Below are 17,343 nucleotides of genomic sequence, written 5' to 3' on the forward strand. Positions count from 1 at the left end.
CGATGAGCAGCGTGGAATTGCGCAAGGTCGACAAGCACTACGCCGGCTATCATGCCCTGAAGGCGATCGACCTGAAGATCGAAAAGGGCGAATTCGTCGTCATGGTCGGGCCTTCGGGCTGCGGAAAGTCGACCTTGCTGAAGACAATCGCCGGGCTTGAGACCATCAATTCCGGCCAGGTCGTGATCAACGGCCACGATGTCACCCGGGAAGAACCCGGCGATCGCGGCATCGCCATGGTGTTCCAGTCCTACGCGCTTTACCCGCACATGACCGTGGCGGAAAACATGGGCTTCGGCTTGCGGATGGCGAAGCGGCCAAAGGCGGAGATCGATGCCGCCGTCAAGCGCGCCGCCAAAATCCTTCGCCTTGAGGAGCAGCTCGACAAACGACCCAAGCAATTGTCCGGCGGGCAGCGCCAGCGTGTCGCGATCGGCCGCGCCATCACCCGCTCGCCGGAGGTGTTTCTGTTCGACGAACCGCTGTCGAACCTCGACGCAGCGCTGCGTACGCAGATGCGGGTGGAGCTTTCGAGCCTGCATGCCCAGCTCGGCTCCACCATGGTCTACGTCACCCACGACCAGATCGAAGCCATGACCATGGCGGACCGGATCGTGGTGCTGAACAAAGGGCAGGTCGAGCAGGTCGGCTCCCCTCTCGAGCTCTACGCCAACCCGGCCAACATCTTCGTCGCCGGCTTTCTCGGCGCGCCGCGCATGAACTTCATCGAAGCGCGGGTGGAAACCGTCGGCGCGGCCAGCCTGACGCTGACGGCGGCGGGAATGCCGGCATTTGCCTTCGGCGACATTGATCCGGTCGGCATTTCGGCTGGCGACGCGGTGACCGTCGGAATCCGACCGGAAAACCTGCATGTGCTCGAGCGGGCAGACGCAGGCCAGGCATCGTTCCCTGGCCAGGTGCGGCTGGTCGAACATCTGGGACGGGAAACAGTTCTCTACCTCGACGCTTCCCCCCTCCAAGCAACCAATTCGGACAGCGGCACCGGCAATTTCACGGTGCAGCTCAACAAGGTGTCGCCCATCAGTGTCGGCGCCCGGCTGACGGCCGGCTTCGAGATCGCCGGCGCCTATCTGTTCGGACCCGATGGCCGCACGCTGACGTCGCGAAAACCCGTTCCCGCAACCTGACCCTCGCATCCAAGAGTATCATCCGCATGCACCGCAAGAAGCCCGCCCCGCTTTCGGTTTGGCGACCGCTCAATCTCGACCGCTTTCTTCTGGGAGCACCGCACTATCCCGAACATGTCGACGAGAGTTGCTGGCGACGCGATGCCGAGCGCATGCTTGCCGCCGGCGTCAACACGGTCCGGATGGGGGAGTTCGCCTGGCATATTTTCGAGCCCTATGAAGGCAAGTTCGACTTCGATCTGTTCGACCGGGCAATCGAGGTTCTCGGCGCGGTCGGAATCGACACGATCATCTGCACGCCGACAGCGACGCCGCCGCGCTGGCTGACCGTCAACTATCCCGAGGTGTTGCGCGTCGACGTCAACGGCCACCGCGCGAGCCATGGATCGCGTCAGCACGCCGACACCACCAGCCCCGTGTTTCGCGCTCACAGCCGCCGCATCACGCGCGCCATGGCCGAGCACTACAACAACAATCCTCGCGTCATCGGCTGGCAGACCGACAACGAGCTCAACACGACGGTTTCGGAGTCGTTCGCGCCTTCGACGCGGCTGGAATTCCAGAAATTCCTGCAGCACAAATACGGCGCGATCGGCGCGCTGAATTTCGCCTGGGGCGGCCATTTCTGGGCGACGGCCTACGACGATTTCTCGCAAATCGACCTGCCGCGGCCGCTGATGCCATCCTATCCGAGCCCCGGGCAGGTGCAGGACTACCATCGCTTCCTGGCCGCGGCGACGGCGGCTTTCCAGCACGACCAGGTCGAGATCCTGCGCGCCGCCAATCCGGACTGGTTCGTCTTCCACAATCTCGGCCAGCTCGCCGACATCGATTTCCGCGGCCAGTTCGGACAGGACCTCGATTTCATCGGCTTCGACATCTACCCGATGCTGTATGACGAAATGCGGCGCACGGGCGGACACGCGGCCACGCAGGCGCTGCATCTCGACATCTGCCGTGCATACTCCGGCAACTATATCGTGCCGGAGCAGGCCTCCGGCTTTGGCAGCCAGCCGGGCTTCTCGACCATGACACCGGAGCCGGGCGAGATGCGCCGCATGGCCATGACATCGGTGGCACGCGGCGCCGACGGCATCATGTTTTTCCGCTGGCGCCCCGCGCATTTTGGCGCAGAGATCTACTGGATGGGCGTCATCGATCACGACGACGTGCCCCGACGCCGCTACGACGAGGCGAGCCGGTTCTTCCACGACATCGCCGCTATCAAGGATCAGATCCTTGGCACGGTCGTGCGCATGGACATCGGCATCGCCGGCGCGGATTTCGACAACCAGGAAGCGCATAAGACCTATGCCATGGGGTTGCCGAGCCCACTCGACGATGCAACGCTGCTGCACCGGTACTGCTACCGGAACGGCATAGCCTGCGGCTTCATCCACCCCGAGGATGACCTGTCGCGACTTAAGGCGCTCTATGTTCCGCATTGGGTGATGTGGAAGCAGGAATGGAATGCTGCGGTCGAGGCTTTCGTCCGCAGCGGCGGCACGCTGATCCTGTCGGCGCTGACCGGCACAAGGGATGAGAACAACCACATCGTTCGCGAGCAGGCACCCGGGCGCGACCTTTCGGCACTGAGCGGCGTCAAGGTTGCCGAGTTCGGCCGCCTCGTTCCGCAAGGCGGCGCCGGACTGTTTCCCTTGTTCCGCCAGGCCGCGACTGGCGCCCATGTCCCGCCAGCGCCTCTCCCGGCCTCGTCGGCGGAGCGCAAGTATCATTTCACCTTCGGCAACAGGCAGTTTGAGGCCGCGCATCTCTACGAACTGCTCGAGGTCGAGCCGGATACCGAGGTGCTGGGCGCATGGTCGAGCCGCTTTTGCGCCGGGCAGCCGGCAATCACCTCACGCCAGCTCGGCAAAGGCCGCGTCGTCTATGTCGGCACCTATCTGACGCACGAGCTTGCGGAAGCCATCGCCGAGGGCGTTCTGACCAGGGCTGGCGTGGCGCCTCTGCTTCCTGAACTGCCTGATGGAGTGGAAGTGTCGATCCGCGAGGCCGAGGATCGCCAACTGATGTTCGTTCAAAATACCACGGAAGTACCGGTGGCAGTGCCGGGCGTGCCCCAAGGCCTAGACCTACTGACCGGTCGTCCGACCGCGGGGCCCATGCAACTCGAAGCCTATGGCAGCGCGGTGATCTTGCTCAGTTGAGGAGACACCGCCCGACAAGGGACAGCCACGTTCAGGTGTTGACGCCGAGCTCCACCAGGCGTTCGACGCAGGATTCCTCGGCCTGGTCGAGCTCGGCGAGCGTTTCTTCCAGGTCGCGCCGCTTCTGCCTGAGATCCTCGCGCTTTTCCTCGATGCGCTTGATCATCAGCTTGAGCTGGCCGACCTCGCCGGGCGGTTCCTTGTACATCTGGATGATTTCGCGGATCTCGTTGATCGAGAAGCCGAGCCTTTTTCCGCGCATAATCTGGCGGATCAGATGCCGATCGGACGGCCGAAACAGCCTTGTGCGGCCGCGCCGCACCGGCTGCACCAGCCCCTCGTCCTCGTAAAAGCGCAGCGTCCGGGTCGACACGTCGAATTCGCGGGTCAGTTCGGTGATCGTGTAGTATTCCCGCATTGTCGCTCCCGATGCCGATTCTGGGCGCCGTCCGTGGCGTCGCCCCTCCCCTCCGTTCCATGAGCGGAATCGAATGGAACCTGGCCGAACCTCGCACGGCATTTACGTAAAAGTCAATTGAAGACACGATCCCAAACTGGGATTGGGTTGTTGTGTAGGCCGAGCCGGAGTCGAAGACGGGCGCGAAGCGAGCAAAATGGTGGTCTCCGAGAATCGGAGCGGAGCGTACTTAAAGGTACGTGAGCACCGGAAGCGCAGGAGACCGCCATTTGCAGGCCGGCATCACCGGAATATCAACAATGCTCAGGGGACGGCGAACCACCAGGTAGCGAGGCCGAGGAAAGCGAAGAAGCCGACGCAGTCGGTGACCGTGGTGACGAAGACTGCCGACGCCACCGCCGGATCGATCTTGAAGCGGTCGAGCAGCAGCGGGATCAGGATCCCGGCGAGCGCCGCCGCGAACATGTTGATGATCATCGCCGCCGCGATGATGCCGCCCAGGTTGGGATCGCGAAACCAAGCCGCCGCGACGATGCCGATCAGCACGGCGAACACGGCACCGTTGATGAAGCCGACGCCGACCTCGCGGCGGATGATGCGGGCGGCATTGTAGATGTCGATATCTTTCGTCGCCAGCGCGCGCACGGTGACGGTCATGGTCTGGGAGCCGGCATTGCCACCCATGCCGGCGACAATCGGCATCAGCACGGCCAGCGCCACGATATGCTCGATCGTGTGGTCGAACAGGCCGATCACCGAGGCCGCGAGGAAGGCCGTCAACAGGTTGACCAGAAGCCACGGCACACGCGAGCGCGAGGTCGCGAGCACCGTGTCGGACAGTTCCTCGTCGCCGACGCCGCCCATGCGCAGGAGATCCTCCTCTGCCTCCTGCTGGATGACGTCGACGACGTCGTCGATGGTCAGCACGCCGACCAGCCGCTCGTTCTCGTCGACCACGGCCGCCGACAGGAGGTCGTATTGCTCGAAATCGCGCGCCGCTTCTTCCTGGTCCATGGTGGCCGGGATGGCGTGCCTCGTCTCGTGCATCACATCCTCGACCTTCACCGCCCGCTTGGTGCGCAGGATCTGGTCGAGATCGATGGCGCCAAGCAGCTTGAAGCTCGGATCGATGACGAAGATCTGGCTGAAGCGGTCGGGAAGGTTTTTGTCCTCGCGCATGTAGTCGATGGTCTGGCCGATGGTCCAGAACGGCGGCACGGCGACGAATTCCGTCTGCATGCGCCGGCCGGCCGACTCCTCCGGATAGTCGAGCGACCGCCTCAGCCTGATCCGCTCGGTGAACGGCAGCTGCGACAGGATCTCGTCCTGGTCCTCCTGGTCGAGGTCCTCAAGAATGTAGACGGCGTCGTCGGAATCGAGCTCCTGCACCGCCTGCGCGATCTGCTCGTTCGGCAGATTGTCGACGATGTCGAGACGGATCGCCTCGTCGACCTCGGTCAGCGCGGAAAAGTCGAAATCGGAGCCGAGCAGCTCGACCAGCGCCCGGCGCTGCTCGGGATGCAAGGCCTCGAGCAGATCGCCGAGCTCCGACTGGTGCAGGTCGCCGACGTCACGCTTGAGCGTGAGCGTGTCGCGGTCGGCGATCGCCGCGCCGACATGGGCCAGGAAAGACGACAGGACGGCGCCGTCCTCGCCATAGATGTCGGCGTGGGCCTCCTCATGCGGCCTGGCGTCGGTCGTCTGATTGTCCTGGCCTTCCACCAGCGCCTCCCGCCGTCAGGATTCCGGAAAAGCTAGAGCAATTCCAGGAAAAGTGTGTAACGGTTTTCCGTTCGGAATTGCGCAGAAGCAAATAGTCTAGAGTTCAGGTCTAGAGCATCGAACCCAAAGGGGAAACCGCATTTGGGAAATCCGAAGCTCGAAGGAATGATGGTTCGGCAGCACGATTCGATTTGCGAACCTATCGCTCTAACGCTCAGGAATATCAAACGAAATACGCCCTTCCCGCCCGATCAATTCCGTTGGCAGGAGACATCGTCCGGTAAGCCACCGGGAATGGCGATACCATCAAAAAGGAACGCCGGTCCGGCTTCAGGCGACGCGACAGCGCATGTCGCTGGGGAAAGAGCACGCCCGCGCGGTTGCGGCAGAATTGTCAGCATAGAGGACCACGGCCGGGCTCGCCCGGCCGCAAAGAGAAAAACCGGGAACCCTTGACGACGAAGCCGGAGAGAGGAAACGGGTCAATTGAGGAACGACGCGTTCGCGTGATCGTTGCCGAACGCAATCCGCTCGTCATCTCGGCCCTTCGCGAAATGCTGGAATGCGACGGGCGCTTCGAGCTTCTGGCCACCGTGCAAAGCGGCAAGCAATTCCTGGAATTCGCGGCGGAGCCTGACTTCGACGTCGCCCTCATCGGCTGGAAGCTCGCCGACATGGATGGCGCCGACATCCTGGCCGAGGTCCAGAACCGTGGGCTCGACGTCCGCATCACCGTCTTTTCCAACGACCACGACATCGGCATCCTGAAGCAGTGCGTGCGGCTTGGAGCCCAAGGCTATTGCTTCCAGTTCGACGACCCGCCGATCATCTTCGAGACCATCCTGGCGGTCGCGCACGGCCGCATCTGCATCCCCTATATCGACATCAACAAGGTCAACGACACGCCCTTGTCGCAGCTCACCGTGCGCGAGCGCGAGCTGCTGGCGGTGCTTTCCGACGGCTGGACCAACCTGCAGATCGCGACACGGACCGGGATTTCCGAGAATACGGTGAAGTACCACCTCAAGAATCTTTACGACAAGCTCGACGTCCGCAACCGCGCCATGGCGGTCGCGCTCTATTCGAGCGAGAAGCGCCGTACGCCCAAATCACCTATCGGGTAGGACGGCCGGGTAGGCGGAACCTACCCGCGCGCGGCGACAACTTACCCGCCAGAGTGTTGTCGCTCAGGCTCATCGAAACGAAACTTCCTCCACCATCCCAAATGACCGGAGGAGTTCGCGCATGGCTGGGTTCACCCATCTTTTCATCCCAGGGCCCACCAACATTCCGGAGCAGGTCCGGCAGGCCATGAACCTGCCGATGGAGGACATGCGCGCCTCCTCCTTCCCGGATCTGACCTTGCCGCTGTTCGAGGACATCAAGAAGGTGTTCAAGAACGAGACCGGCCGCGTCTTCATCTACCCTTCGTCCGGCACCGGCGCCTGGGAATCGGCGATGACCAACGTGCTTAGCCCCGGTGACCGGGTGCTGATGTCGCGCTTCGGCCAGTTCTCGCATCTGTGGGTCGACATGGCCGAGCGTCTCGGCTTCGAGGTCGACGTCATCGACTGCGAATGGGGAACCGGCGTCCCGCTCGATCTCTATGCCGAGAAGCTGCAGGCCGACAAGGCGCACCGCATCAAAGCCGTCTTCTGCACCCAGAACGAGACCGCGACCGGCGTCACCAGCGACGTCGCCGGCTGCCGCGCCGCGCTCGACGCGGCGAACCACCCGGCGCTCCTCTTTGTCGACGGCGTCTCGTCGATCGGCTCGATCGACTTCCGTCAGGAAGAATGGGGCGTCGACTGCGCCGTCAGCGGCTCGCAGAAGGGATTCATGCTGCCCGCCGGCCTCGGCTTCCTGTCGGTCAGCAAGAAGGCGCTTGCCGCGTCGCGGGTCGCGACCCACCGGCGCTGCTACTTCTCCTTCGAGGACATGATCCGCGTCAATGATACCGGCTACTTCCCCTATACGCCGGCCACCCAGCTGCTGCGGGGTCTGCGCGCCTCGCTTGACCTGATCGCTCAGGAAGGGCTGGAGAACATCTTCGCCCGCCACCATCGCCTAGCCGAAGGCGTGCGCAAGGCGGTCGAGGCCTGGGGCCTGAAGCTGTGCGCCAGGACACCGCAATGGCACTCCGACACGGTCAGCGCCATCCTGGTGCCCGACGGCATCGACAGCGCCAACGTCGTCAAGCGCGCCTACGGGACCTACCAGACATCGCTCGGCGGCGGCCTCAACAAGGTGGCCGGCAAGGTGTTCCGCATCGGCCATCTCGGCTGGCTGAACGAGGTGATGGTGCTGGCCTCGCTGTCGGCCGCCGAGCTGGCGCTGCTCGACTGCGGGGTCAAGCTGGCGCCGGGCTCCGGCGTCGGCGCCGCCATCCAGCACTTCCGCGCCTCGGCCGCCGTGCCGGTCGCCGAAGCGGCCTGAGGAGGACCGACCATGAGCCACACCATCAACCACCTGAAGAAGCTCAGGCTGCAGCGCAGCGAGCTGGCGGTTCCCGGCTCGAGCCCGGAGATGATCGACAAGGCCGCGAACAGCGCCGCCGACTTCGTCTTCCTCGACATCGAGGACGCGGTCGCGCCGCCGGACAAGGAACGCGCCCGCAAGAACATCATCCAGGCGCTGAACGACATCGACTGGCGCGCCAAGGGCAAGACCGTCTCGGTGCGCATCAACGGCCTCGACACCCACTACATGTACCGCGACGTGGTCGACGTCATGGAACAGGCCGGCGACCGGCTGGACACCATCCTGGTGCCGAAGGTCGGCGTGCCGGCCGACCTCTATATGGTCGAGGCCATGGTCAACCAGATCGAGATGGCCAAGGGTTACAAGACCCGCGTCGGCCTCGAGGCGCTGATCGAGACCGCGCTCGGCATGGCCAATGTCGAGGCGATCGCCGCCACGCCGGGCCGGCTGGAAGCGATGCATTTCGGCGTTGCCGACTATGCCGCCAGCAACAAGGCGCGCACCGTCAACATCGGCGGCCTCAACCCCGACTATCCCGGCGACCAGTGGCATTTCGCTCTGTCGCGGATGACGGTCGCCTGCCGCGCCTACGGCTTGCGCGCCATCGACGGACCGTTCGGCGATTTCTCCGACCCCGAAGGCTATAATGCGGCCGCAAGGCGTGCCGCGGCACTCGGCATCGAAGGCAAATGGGCGATCCACCCGTCGCAGATCGCGCTCGCCAACGACGTGTTCTCGCCGCCAGAGAAAGAGGTCACGCGCGCCAGGCGCATCCTCGAGGTGCTGAAGGAGGCCGAGGCGCTCGGCAAGGGCGCGGCAGCACTCGACGGCAAGATGATCGACGCCGCGTCGGAACGCATGGCGCGCAACGTGCTGGTGGTCAGCGAGGCCATCGAGCGCGCCGGCCAGGCTGCGACGCACTGAGAATTACCGGAGGACAAAATGGACATTCACGAATACCAGGCCAAGGAACTGCTCGCCCGCCACGGCGTGCATGTGCCGCGCGGCGGCCTCGCCTACAGCCCCGAGCAGGCGACCTACCGGGCGCGCGAGATCGGCGGTTCGAAATGGGTGCTGAAGGCGCAGGTTCATTCGGGCGCGCGCGGCAAGGCCGGCGGCATCAAGCTCTGCTCCAACGACGAGGAGATCTCCAACGCGGCGGAGGCCATGCTCGGCCGCAAGCTGGTGACTCACCAGACCGGGCCGCGCGGCAAGCTGATATCGCGCCTCTATCTCGAGGAAGCGGTCGACATCGCCCAGGAACTCTATCTCGGCTTCGTGCTCGACCGTAAGGAAGAGCGCGTCATGATCGTGGCGTCGGCCGCCGGCGGCATGGAGATCGAGGATATCTCCGAAAAGAAACCGGATTCGATCATCCGCGCCACGGTCGATCCCGGTGTCGGCATGCAGGGGTTCCAGGCGCGCGAGATCGCCTTCGGCCTCGGGCTCGAGAGCAATCTGATCGGCAAGGCCACCGAAACCATCCTCGGCTGCTACCAGGTGTTCCGCGACTACGACGCCTCGATGCTGGAGATCAATCCGCTGGTGGTGACCCGCGACGGCAGCCTGGTCGCGCTCGACGCCAAGATGTCGTTCGACGAGAACGCCCTGTTCCGCCGCCCGGAGATCTCCGAATTGCGCGACAAGAGCCAGGAAGACCCGCGCGAAACCTTCGCCAGTGACCGCGGCCTTTCCTATGTCGGCCTGGAGGGCAATATCGGCTGCATCATCAATGGCGCCGGCCTCGCCATGGCGACGATGGACATGATCAAGATCGCCGGCGGCGAGCCGGCCAACTTCCTCGATATCGGCGGCGGCGCCTCTCCGGAGCGGGTGGCGAAATCCTTCCGCGCCGTGCTCGGCGACAAGAATGTCGAGACCATCCTGGTCAACATCTTCGCCGGCATCAACCGCTGCGACTGGGTCGCCGAAGGCGTCATCAAGGCGATCCGCGAAGTCGGCGTCGACGTGCCGCTGGTGGTGCGGCTCTCCGGCACCAAGGTCGAGGAAGGACGCAAGATCCTGGCCGATTCCGGCGAGGCGGTGATCGTCGCCGAGACGCTGGCCGAAGCCGCCGAAAAGGCCGTCGCCGCCTGGCGCGCGGCCGCCAAGAAGAAAAAAGCAGCCTGAGGGAGGTCTAAAAAATGGCAATCCTGCTCAATCGCAGCACCCGCGTCATCGTCCAGGGCTTCACCGGCAAGATCGGCAGCTTCCACGCCGAGGACATGAAGCGCTACGGCACCAAGCTCGTCGGCGGCGTCACCCCCGGCAAGGGCGGCCAGACCCATCTCGGCCTGCCCATCTTCAACACCGTCAAGGGTGCGGTTCGCGAGACCCGCGCCGAGGCCAGCATCGTTTTCGTGCCGCCGCCCTTCGCGGCCGATTCGATCATGGAAGCGGCGGACGCCGGCATCAAGCTCTGCGTCTGCATCACCGACGGCATCCCGTCGCAGGACATGATGCAGGTCAAGCGCTACATGCGCCGCTACCGCTTCGAGGACCGCATGCGCCTCGTCGGTCCCAACTGCGCCGGCGTCATCACGCCGGGACAGGCGCTGATGGGCATCATGCCCGGCAGCATCTACCTGCCCGGCCGGGTCGGCATCGTCGGCCGCTCCGGCACGCTGGGCTACGAGGCTGCCTCGCAGATGAAGGCGCTCGGCATCGGCGTGTCGACCAGCGTCGGCATCGGCGGCGACCCGATCAACGGCTCGTCGTTCAAGGACATCCTGCAGCTCTTCGAACGCGACGAGGATACCGATGCCGTGGTGATGATCGGCGAGATCGGCGGCCCGCAGGAAGCCGAAGCCGCGATCTGGGCGCGCGACAACATGCGCAAGCCGCTGATCGCCTACATTGCCGGCCTTTCCGCGCCGAAGGGCCGCCGCATGGGCCACGCCGGGGCCATTATCTCCGCCTTTGGCGAGTCGGCGCAGGAAAAGGTCGAGATTCTCAAGGAAGCCGGCGTCGTCATCGTGCCGACTCCCGCCTCGTTCGGCGAGGTCGTGGCCGAGACACTGGCGCGGTCCAAGAAGGCGGCGTGACGCCGGCGAAGGCCGCATAGCAAATGTGAAATCTGGGCCGGCGCAGGCATCGCGGCGGCCCGTCGATCGGCAGGAAATTCGATGAAACCGCGTTTGATTGTCACCCGCAAATGGCCGGCCGCCGTCGAGGCGATCCTCGCAGAGCGCTTCGACGCGACGCTCAACGCAGACGATACGCCGCTGAGCGCTGCCGCGATGACGTCCGCCTTCGCGGATTTTGACGCGATCCTGGCGACGGTCAGCGACCGCTTGCCGGTCGCGGTGTTTCCCGAGAGCGCCCCCCGTACCCGCATCATCGCCAATTTCGGCGTCGGCTTCAGCCATATCGATGTCGCGGCGGCCCGCGACCGCGACATCGTGGTGACCAACACGCCTGGCGTGCTGACCGATTGCACCGCCGACCTTGCGCTGAGCCTGATGTTGGCGGTCGCGCGCCGGACCGGTGAAGGCGAGCGGCAGCTGCGAGCCGGAGAGTGGCACGGCTGGTCGCCGACCCACATGGCCGGCGCGAAGGTTTCGGGCAAGACCTTGGGTATTGTCGGCATGGGGCGCATCGGCAAGGCGACGGCCAGGCGCGCGCATTTCGGCTTCGGCATGAAGATCGTGTTCTTCAACCGGTCGCCGGTCGATGATGAGGAAACGCGCGCCATGGGCGCGGTGCAGATGCAGACTCTGGAAGGTGTGCTCACGGCATCCGATTTCGTGTCGCTGCACTGCCCGGGCGGCGCGGAAAACCGCCACCTGATCGATGCCCGAAGCCTGCGGTTGATGAAGGGTAGCGCGTTCCTGATCAACACCGCGCGCGGCGACGTCGTCGACCAGGACGCCCTGATCGGCGCGCTGCAAAGGCGCGAGATCGCCGGCGCTGGCCTAGACGTCTTTGCCGAGGAGCCGGCCGTTCCGGAGGCGCTGAAGCAGTTGGAGAATGTCGTGCTGCTGCCGCATCTCGGCAGCGCGACCGAGGAAACGCGGGTGGCAATGGGCATGAAGGTGGTGGAGAACCTGACCGCCTTCTTCGAGGGGCGTCCGGTTCCCGACCGGGTCGCCTGACAGCCGGCGCCACCCTCGATTCAGGGCGCGGCTACAGCGGCGGTCGATGCCGACGGATCAGGAGAGCGCCTTGGAACAGAGCAGACGCATCAAGTTTCGCGAGGACGAGCGCAGCCTTTTGTTGCGCCTGCTGCTGCAGGTCGCAAGCGCCCGCGAGCCGGAGATCGCCGCCGTTCTGAGCGGACGCAGGTCGCTTGGCTCCCTCGCCCCTGGCCAGCGCATCCCGGCGCTTCAGGCGACAGGCGTGTGGTTCCAGCTGCTGACGATCGCCGACGAGTTGCTTGCCATGCGGGCGCGACGCGAACTCGAACAGGGCGCCGGCGTCGACGAAGTGCCCGGCTCCTTCGCCAGCGTGATCGCGCAGATGGCGGCCAACGGCCACTCGGCGCAGGAGGCCCAGGCCGCGCTCAATGAGCTTTGCGTCGGCCCGACCATGACCGCTCACCCGACGGAGGCCAAGCGCGTCACGGTGCTGGAGATCCACCGCCGCATATATCGCAAGCTGACCGAGCTCGACCAGCCGCGCTGGGCGCCGCGCGAACGCGACCTGCTGGTCGCCGATCTGGAAAGCGAGATCGAGCTTCTGTGGATGACCGGCGAGCTGCGGCTGGAGCGCCCGACGGTCGAGCGCGAGATCGCCTGGGGCCTGCATTTCTTTCGCGAAGTCATCTTCGAGGCGACGCCGCAGCTCTATGGCAAGCTTCAGGGCGCCTTTGAGCGTCACTATCCGGGCGAGCCGATAAGAATTCCCTCCTTCATGCGTTATGCCTCGTGGATCGGCGGCGACCGCGATGGCAATCCCAACGTGACGGCCGCGGTCACGGCCCATGCCATGGCCGAGTACCGCAACACCGCCATAGGCTGGTATCTGGCGCAGATGCAGCGGCTGGTGTCGGTGCTCAGTGCCAGTTCGAACGTCATCGACCTGCCGGCCAGCTTCGAGCCGGTGCTGCAAACGGCGCTCGATAGAAGCGGACAGGCCGACGAGATCGCCGCCCGCAACCCTGACGAACCGCTTCGCCAGTTCGCCTCGGCCCTGCTTGCCCGGCTGGACGCGACGCGGGATGGCAGTACGGCGGCGTACCCCTCGGCGGAGGCGTTTCGGGCCGATCTCAACGCCCTATCTTCGGTCCTCGAAGCAATCGGAGGGCGCGCGGTGGCCAGGCGTTTCGTCCAGCCGCTGCTTTGGCAGGTCGGAAGCTTCGGCTTCCGCACGGTTTCGCTCGACGTCAGGCAGAACTCCACCGTCGTCAACCGCGTGCTGGCCGAGCTGTTTGCCCTGGCAAATCCCGCCGATCCGGTGGCAGCCGGCACGCCGCAATGGTCGGCGCGCATTCGCGCTGCCTTGAGCCAGGGCGAGCAGCTGGAGATCGACGCAGGCCGGCTCTCGCCTGAAGCAGGCGAACTGCTTTCGACATTCTCGGTCATCGCCAGGCACATCTCCGGATCGGATGGCGATGCTGTCGGCGCTTTCGTTCTCAGCATGACCCGCTCGGCAGACGATCTGCTCGCGGTCTATCTGCTGGCGCAATATTGCGGACTTTCGACCGCGCCCAGTGGCGGCGGCACAATCCGGCTGCGGATCGTGCCCTTGTTCGAGACCATCGCCGATCTGCAGGCCGCCCCCGCCATCCTGGACGGGTTGCTCGGCGTTTCGCTGGTCAGGCGCACGGTGCGGGATTTCGGCGCGCGCCAGGAAATCATGCTCGGCTATTCGGACTCCAACAAGGATGGCGGTTTCCTCGCGTCCAATTGGGAACTGGCGAAAGCGCAAAAGCGCCTCGCTGCCGTCGGCCGCAAGCACAAGGTCAGGATCAGCTTCTTCCACGGCCGCGGCGGCTCCGTCAGCCGTGGCGGCGCGCCGACCGGCCGGGCGATCGCCGCACAGCCGCAAGGCACCGTCGCGGGAACCATGCGGGTGACCGAGCAGGGCGAGGTCGTCTCGTCGAAATTCGCCAATCGCGGCACCGGCCTCAACCAGCTCGAGATACTCGCCGCCGGCGTGCTGGCCCATAGTGTCGGATCGCCCGGCGATGTCGAGAAGAAGGAAACGCCGGAATTCGACGAAGCGCTGGAAGCGCTGGCAGGCATGTCGCAGGCATCCTATGCCGGGCTGATGGCCGAGCCCGGCTTCCTCGCCTATTTCAACCAGGCGAGCCCGGTCGCGGAGCTGGCGCTCCTGAAAATGGGCTCACGACCGGATCGCCGTTTCGGCGCCAGCGGCATTGCCGACCTGCGCGCCATTCCATGGGTGTTCGCCTGGAGCCAGAACCGTCATCTGTTGACCGGCTGGTATGGCATCGGCAGCGCGATGAGTTCCTTCGTCACCGTGCGCGGCGAGGCCGGGCGCGACCTTCTGGCCCGCATGTTCGAGCATTCGCGCTTCTTCCGCCTGATCGTCGACGAGGCCGAGAAGACGCTTTACCAGTCCGACATGGAGATCGCGCGCCTCTACGCCGGCCTAGTGTCCGACAGCGATGCGGCCGGCCGAATCCACGCCCGCATCGGTGCCGAATACGAGTTGACGCGACGCCTGATCGGCGACCTCACGGGAGGCGACCTTTCCGCGCGCTTTCCGATGTTCAAGCGGCGTTTCGACAATCTGCGACGACAGATGGACGACATCCACCGGCTGCAGGTCGATCTGCTGCGGGAAGTCCGGGCAACTACCGGCACAGCGGATCAAAAGCGAGCGACCGACGCCCTGCTCGTCTCGATCAACTGCATCTCGGCCGGCCTTGGCTGGACGGGATAGCGCCGGCGACGGTCCCAGTCGGGGCAGATCTGCAAAATCAGCCTACAACGACGCGATGTCGCAGACGAAGCGCCCTCATCGGGATCTCGACGAGACTGTGCGTCAGCACGGCGAGAGCCATCGACAGGACAGCCGTTACGAACAGGGTTGGAGCCCAGCCATAGGACTGCTTCATGACGTTGGCGATCGGGTAATGCCAAAGGTAGATCGAATAGGAAAGGACCCCGACCCGCACCAGCATGGGGTGGGACAAGAGGCGATGAATTTCACTCCTGCTGTCCGTCGCCACGACAACCAGGGCCGCTGCCGAAACCTCGACCAGAGGCTGCATGATCAGCAGCGAGACCGGCGTGAATATCTGCGTGCCTACCATGAACGGCAGGATTGTGCCCGCGGCCGTTCTGCCGATGCTGTCCAGTTGGGATAGGTCTTTGAACTCCGGCTTTGCCAAAGCCACGATCGCACCCGCAAGCAAGCCTGTCAGGCGGGCGTCGGGACGATAGTAGACCCATTCGCTCGGCAATTCCTGCAGCAGCACGATCCTCCAGGTTGTCGCGATGCAAAACATGGCGACAACCACGGCAGCCGGTCGAGGCAGGCGCAATATGCCCACCAACAGCAACGGCCATACCAGGTAGAATTGCTCTTCCACGGCCAGCGACCAGGTGTGCCGCAGGACACCGTAGAAGTGCTCATAGGGCGCGAAGAAATCGGTCAGGTAGACGGCTGCGATGAAGATTTTTCGAGGCGTCTCCAGACCGATGAGCAGGATTGCCGCCAGCATCAGATAAAGGGGCGGAGTGAGGCGTACCAGCCGGTTCCAGTAAAAGCGGCCGAGATCGATGCTGTTGGTCTCGTCAAGTTCGTTGCGCAGCATGGTGGTGATCAGAAAGCCGCTAAGTACAAAAAACAGATCGACCCCGAAGAAGCCGCCATGCAGCAGCGGCACCTCGCAGTGGAAAGCCAAAACAGCCAGGATGCTGATGGCGCGCAATCCATCCAGCGCAGGATTGTAAGGCAAAGGAACCTCCCCCGGAACAGCTGGCGAAGGTACTTTGGCATTCTTTAAATTGGGTTTCCTTGTGGTTGCATTTTGCTTGCAATGACAACCTTTGCTCGCGGGTTGCCGCGCCTGACATAGCAACGCAGGAGCTTAGCCGCCAAACCGGCGCGCACGCCTCAAACAGCGGCCTGACCGGGCAGGCTACCCGACGTCCCGGCGGCTGGTTGGGCTCTTTGCCGCAACCGTTGAAAATTCAACAGGGAGATTTTGGTGCGGTCGAGAAGACTCGCAAAAGTCCCGCGAACGGCAGAAAACAAGGGGCAAGGTGTCCCATGCTCTGCAACGAACGGGCGTTCTTGGTCAATAGGTTACAGGATGGGTGTCCCACGACTTCATCCACAGAAACCGTCGCCTGTGGGTTCCCCTCTTCTCGTACAAAGGAGCTAGGAAATGGCTGAGACGTACCCGAAGGTGAAAGAGAATGCCGTGATTGAGTGGAAGGTCGCGGCGACCCACCGGGAGCCAACGTGGCCGCTGGCGGGATATGCACCGGGCGGCTATATGGGCAAATGCGTGCGCTGCCAGGGGCACTTCCTGGATATGGATAAGCGCGCCATCCACTGCCTCCCCTGCGCCGTGGATGCCGTCAAGGAGAGCCTGGAACAATATCGCCTTGAGACCCGGCGCATTGAGGAGGAGAACAAGACACTGAGGGCAGCGATCGCCATCGTTCAGCCTCCAGTCGCCAGCCAGGATAGCCCCGCATGATCTCGCACCCTCAAGCCCGCTTCACTTTCTTGCTGGTGAAATACATTGGACTGCCATTGGTGGTGGTTGGGGTTGTTTATAGGGTGGGGGAATGGGTTGGTGTGTGGTAGGAGATGAGGCGGGCCGGGTGCTCCCGACTGGCGGCACGTTTAAGCCGCTGTACTGCGATGCTATCGAAGCCACCGCCTCCAAGACGCTCCGGCCATTGATGGGCATATCGCGTTATGCAGCCCAGTGCATGGTTTTTCCGGCACACCGTCCCGCCGAAATATGTAGCAGATTCAACGGGAAAATGCTAGGGTTTCCGCATGAAAACGAACGTTGTTGCCTTCCCAAAATTCACCAAATTTGGCCCGAGTCCTCATACAAAAAATGGTCGTGATCACCGCGCAAGGTTGGCGAGACTTTTCGCGGGGAAAACCATCGCTGATATGCGCCGCCTATGGGACGCCATTGATGATGAAACGTCTTTCAGCGGTCCATACGATTGCGCCGACATTCACTCATACATGAACATGCTCGGCGACGGCCGCTACTGTGCGGTCTAATATGGGAAAGGCGAGGCGAACAGTGAGAGAATTGCTACTGTTTTGGATGGCATTCTGGTCTTTGGCCGGGCCGATATCGTTCTTAGTGTGGACGGATTTCGTCCATAATTGGAGCGGAACAAATCCTGCTGCCACTGCCGCCGCCGCTCTCTCCCCCTCTCCCCAGATAGATGGAGACGCGAAATGAAGCCTGGCACATACATGGTGGCTGGTGGCGCGTTCGGTATGGCGATCTCGC

Annotated in this window: 14 protein-coding genes; 11 read left to right on the forward strand and 3 right to left on the reverse strand. The window is 63.8% G+C overall.

The features are described 5' to 3' along the window. Positions 1-2: 2 nt before the first annotated feature. Both EN846_RS12910 and EN846_RS12915 read left to right on the forward strand, forming a co-directional pair. Positions 3-1,148: an ABC transporter ATP-binding protein gene (locus EN846_RS12910; protein WP_127393114.1), complete on the forward strand. Its 1,146-nt coding sequence runs from the start codon at positions 3-5 to the stop codon at positions 1,146-1,148. A 26-nt stretch (positions 1,149-1,174) separates the two neighbouring features. Next, positions 1,175-3,316 (forward strand): beta-galactosidase, encoded by a 2,142-nt coding sequence (locus EN846_RS12915; protein WP_128346413.1) that lies wholly within the window; start codon positions 1,175-1,177, stop codon positions 3,314-3,316. A gap of 31 nt (positions 3,317-3,347) precedes the next feature. On the opposite strand, the gene EN846_RS12920 is transcribed toward EN846_RS12915, so the two are convergent. Further along, positions 3,348-3,734, reverse strand: coding sequence for a MerR family DNA-binding transcriptional regulator (locus tag EN846_RS12920; RefSeq protein WP_112618641.1), 387 nt, complete (start codon positions 3,732-3,734; stop codon positions 3,348-3,350). Between the two features lie 303 nt (positions 3,735-4,037). Further along, positions 4,038-5,456 carry a magnesium transporter gene (gene mgtE / locus EN846_RS12925; RefSeq protein WP_127285813.1) on the reverse strand — a complete coding sequence of 473 codons (1,419 nt, stop codon included), beginning with the start codon at positions 5,454-5,456 and terminating at the stop codon, positions 4,038-4,040. A gap of 452 nt (positions 5,457-5,908) precedes the next feature. Here mgtE and EN846_RS12930 point away from each other — a divergent pair, with 452 nt between their 5' ends. From EN846_RS12930 to EN846_RS12960, 7 genes are all read left to right on the forward strand, one after another. Then, positions 5,909-6,580: a response regulator transcription factor gene (locus tag EN846_RS12930; RefSeq protein ID WP_128346862.1), complete on the forward strand. Its 672-nt coding sequence runs from the start codon at positions 5,909-5,911 to the stop codon at positions 6,578-6,580. A gap of 121 nt (positions 6,581-6,701) precedes the next feature. After that, positions 6,702-7,892 (forward strand): aminotransferase class V-fold PLP-dependent enzyme, encoded by a 1,191-nt coding sequence (locus EN846_RS12935; RefSeq protein WP_127285815.1) that lies wholly within the window; start codon positions 6,702-6,704, stop codon positions 7,890-7,892. Positions 7,893-7,904: 12 nt separating this feature from the next. Continuing rightward, a complete protein-coding gene (locus EN846_RS12940; protein ID WP_127312040.1) occupies positions 7,905-8,861 on the forward strand; it encodes a CoA ester lyase in 957 nt (318 codons plus the stop codon). Between the two features lie 18 nt (positions 8,862-8,879). Next, positions 8,880-10,067, forward strand: coding sequence for a malate--CoA ligase subunit beta (locus tag EN846_RS12945; protein WP_127285817.1), 1,188 nt, complete (start codon positions 8,880-8,882; stop codon positions 10,065-10,067). A 14-nt stretch (positions 10,068-10,081) separates the two neighbouring features. Beyond that, the gene (sucD, locus tag EN846_RS12950) at positions 10,082-10,981 is read left to right on the forward strand and encodes a succinate--CoA ligase subunit alpha (protein WP_127311843.1); all 900 of its coding nucleotides are present in this window, start codon (positions 10,082-10,084) and stop codon (positions 10,979-10,981) included. A gap of 81 nt (positions 10,982-11,062) precedes the next feature. After that, complete coding sequence (locus tag EN846_RS12955) at positions 11,063-12,031, forward strand: D-glycerate dehydrogenase (RefSeq protein ID WP_127394206.1); 969 nt, start codon at positions 11,063-11,065, stop codon at positions 12,029-12,031. A gap of 70 nt (positions 12,032-12,101) precedes the next feature. Then, the gene (locus EN846_RS12960; protein ID WP_135858726.1) at positions 12,102-14,786 is read left to right on the forward strand and encodes a phosphoenolpyruvate carboxylase; all 2,685 of its coding nucleotides are present in this window, start codon (positions 12,102-12,104) and stop codon (positions 14,784-14,786) included. A gap of 37 nt (positions 14,787-14,823) precedes the next feature. On the opposite strand, the gene EN846_RS12965 is transcribed toward EN846_RS12960, so the two are convergent. Beyond that, positions 14,824-15,807 carry an acyltransferase gene (locus EN846_RS12965; RefSeq protein WP_189379711.1) on the reverse strand — a complete coding sequence of 328 codons (984 nt, stop codon included), beginning with the start codon at positions 15,805-15,807 and terminating at the stop codon, positions 14,824-14,826. Between the two features lie 432 nt (positions 15,808-16,239). Between EN846_RS12965 and EN846_RS12970 the strand changes: the two genes are divergently transcribed. Beyond that, positions 16,240-16,557, forward strand: a complete 318-nt coding sequence (locus tag EN846_RS12970; protein ID WP_135913907.1) for a hypothetical protein — start codon at positions 16,240-16,242, stop codon at positions 16,555-16,557. A 308-nt stretch (positions 16,558-16,865) separates the two neighbouring features. Further along, complete coding sequence (locus EN846_RS12975) at positions 16,866-17,105, forward strand: hypothetical protein (protein ID WP_135913906.1); 240 nt, start codon at positions 16,866-16,868, stop codon at positions 17,103-17,105. Positions 17,106-17,343: the final 238 nt, after the last annotated feature.

This window comes from Mesorhizobium sp. M4B.F.Ca.ET.203.01.1.1, from assembly GCF_004791025.1.
GTDB classification, from domain to species: Bacteria; Pseudomonadota; Alphaproteobacteria; order Rhizobiales; family Rhizobiaceae; genus Mesorhizobium; species Mesorhizobium abyssinicae.

Bases quoted from the DNA above. Each gene is read 5' to 3' on its own strand.
- EN846_RS12910 (WP_127393114.1), top strand. From the start codon at position 3: ATGAGCAGCGTGGAATTGCGCAAGGTCGACAAGCACTACGCCGGCTAT.
- EN846_RS12970 (WP_135913907.1), top strand. From the start codon at position 16,240: ATGGCTGAGACGTACCCGAAGGTGAAAGAGAATGCCGTGATTGAGTGG.
- EN846_RS12955 (WP_127394206.1), top strand. From the start codon at position 11,063: ATGAAACCGCGTTTGATTGTCACCCGCAAATGGCCGGCCGCCGTCGAG.
- EN846_RS12920 (WP_112618641.1), bottom strand. From the start codon at position 3,734: ATGCGGGAATACTACACGATCACCGAACTGACCCGCGAATTCGACGTG.
- EN846_RS12915 (WP_128346413.1), top strand. From the start codon at position 1,175: ATGCACCGCAAGAAGCCCGCCCCGCTTTCGGTTTGGCGACCGCTCAAT.
- EN846_RS12975 (WP_135913906.1), top strand. From the start codon at position 16,866: ATGAAAACGAACGTTGTTGCCTTCCCAAAATTCACCAAATTTGGCCCG.
- sucD (WP_127311843.1), top strand. From the start codon at position 10,082: ATGGCAATCCTGCTCAATCGCAGCACCCGCGTCATCGTCCAGGGCTTC.
- EN846_RS12945 (WP_127285817.1), top strand. From the start codon at position 8,880: ATGGACATTCACGAATACCAGGCCAAGGAACTGCTCGCCCGCCACGGC.
- EN846_RS12940 (WP_127312040.1), top strand. From the start codon at position 7,905: ATGAGCCACACCATCAACCACCTGAAGAAGCTCAGGCTGCAGCGCAGC.
- EN846_RS12935 (WP_127285815.1), top strand. From the start codon at position 6,702: ATGGCTGGGTTCACCCATCTTTTCATCCCAGGGCCCACCAACATTCCG.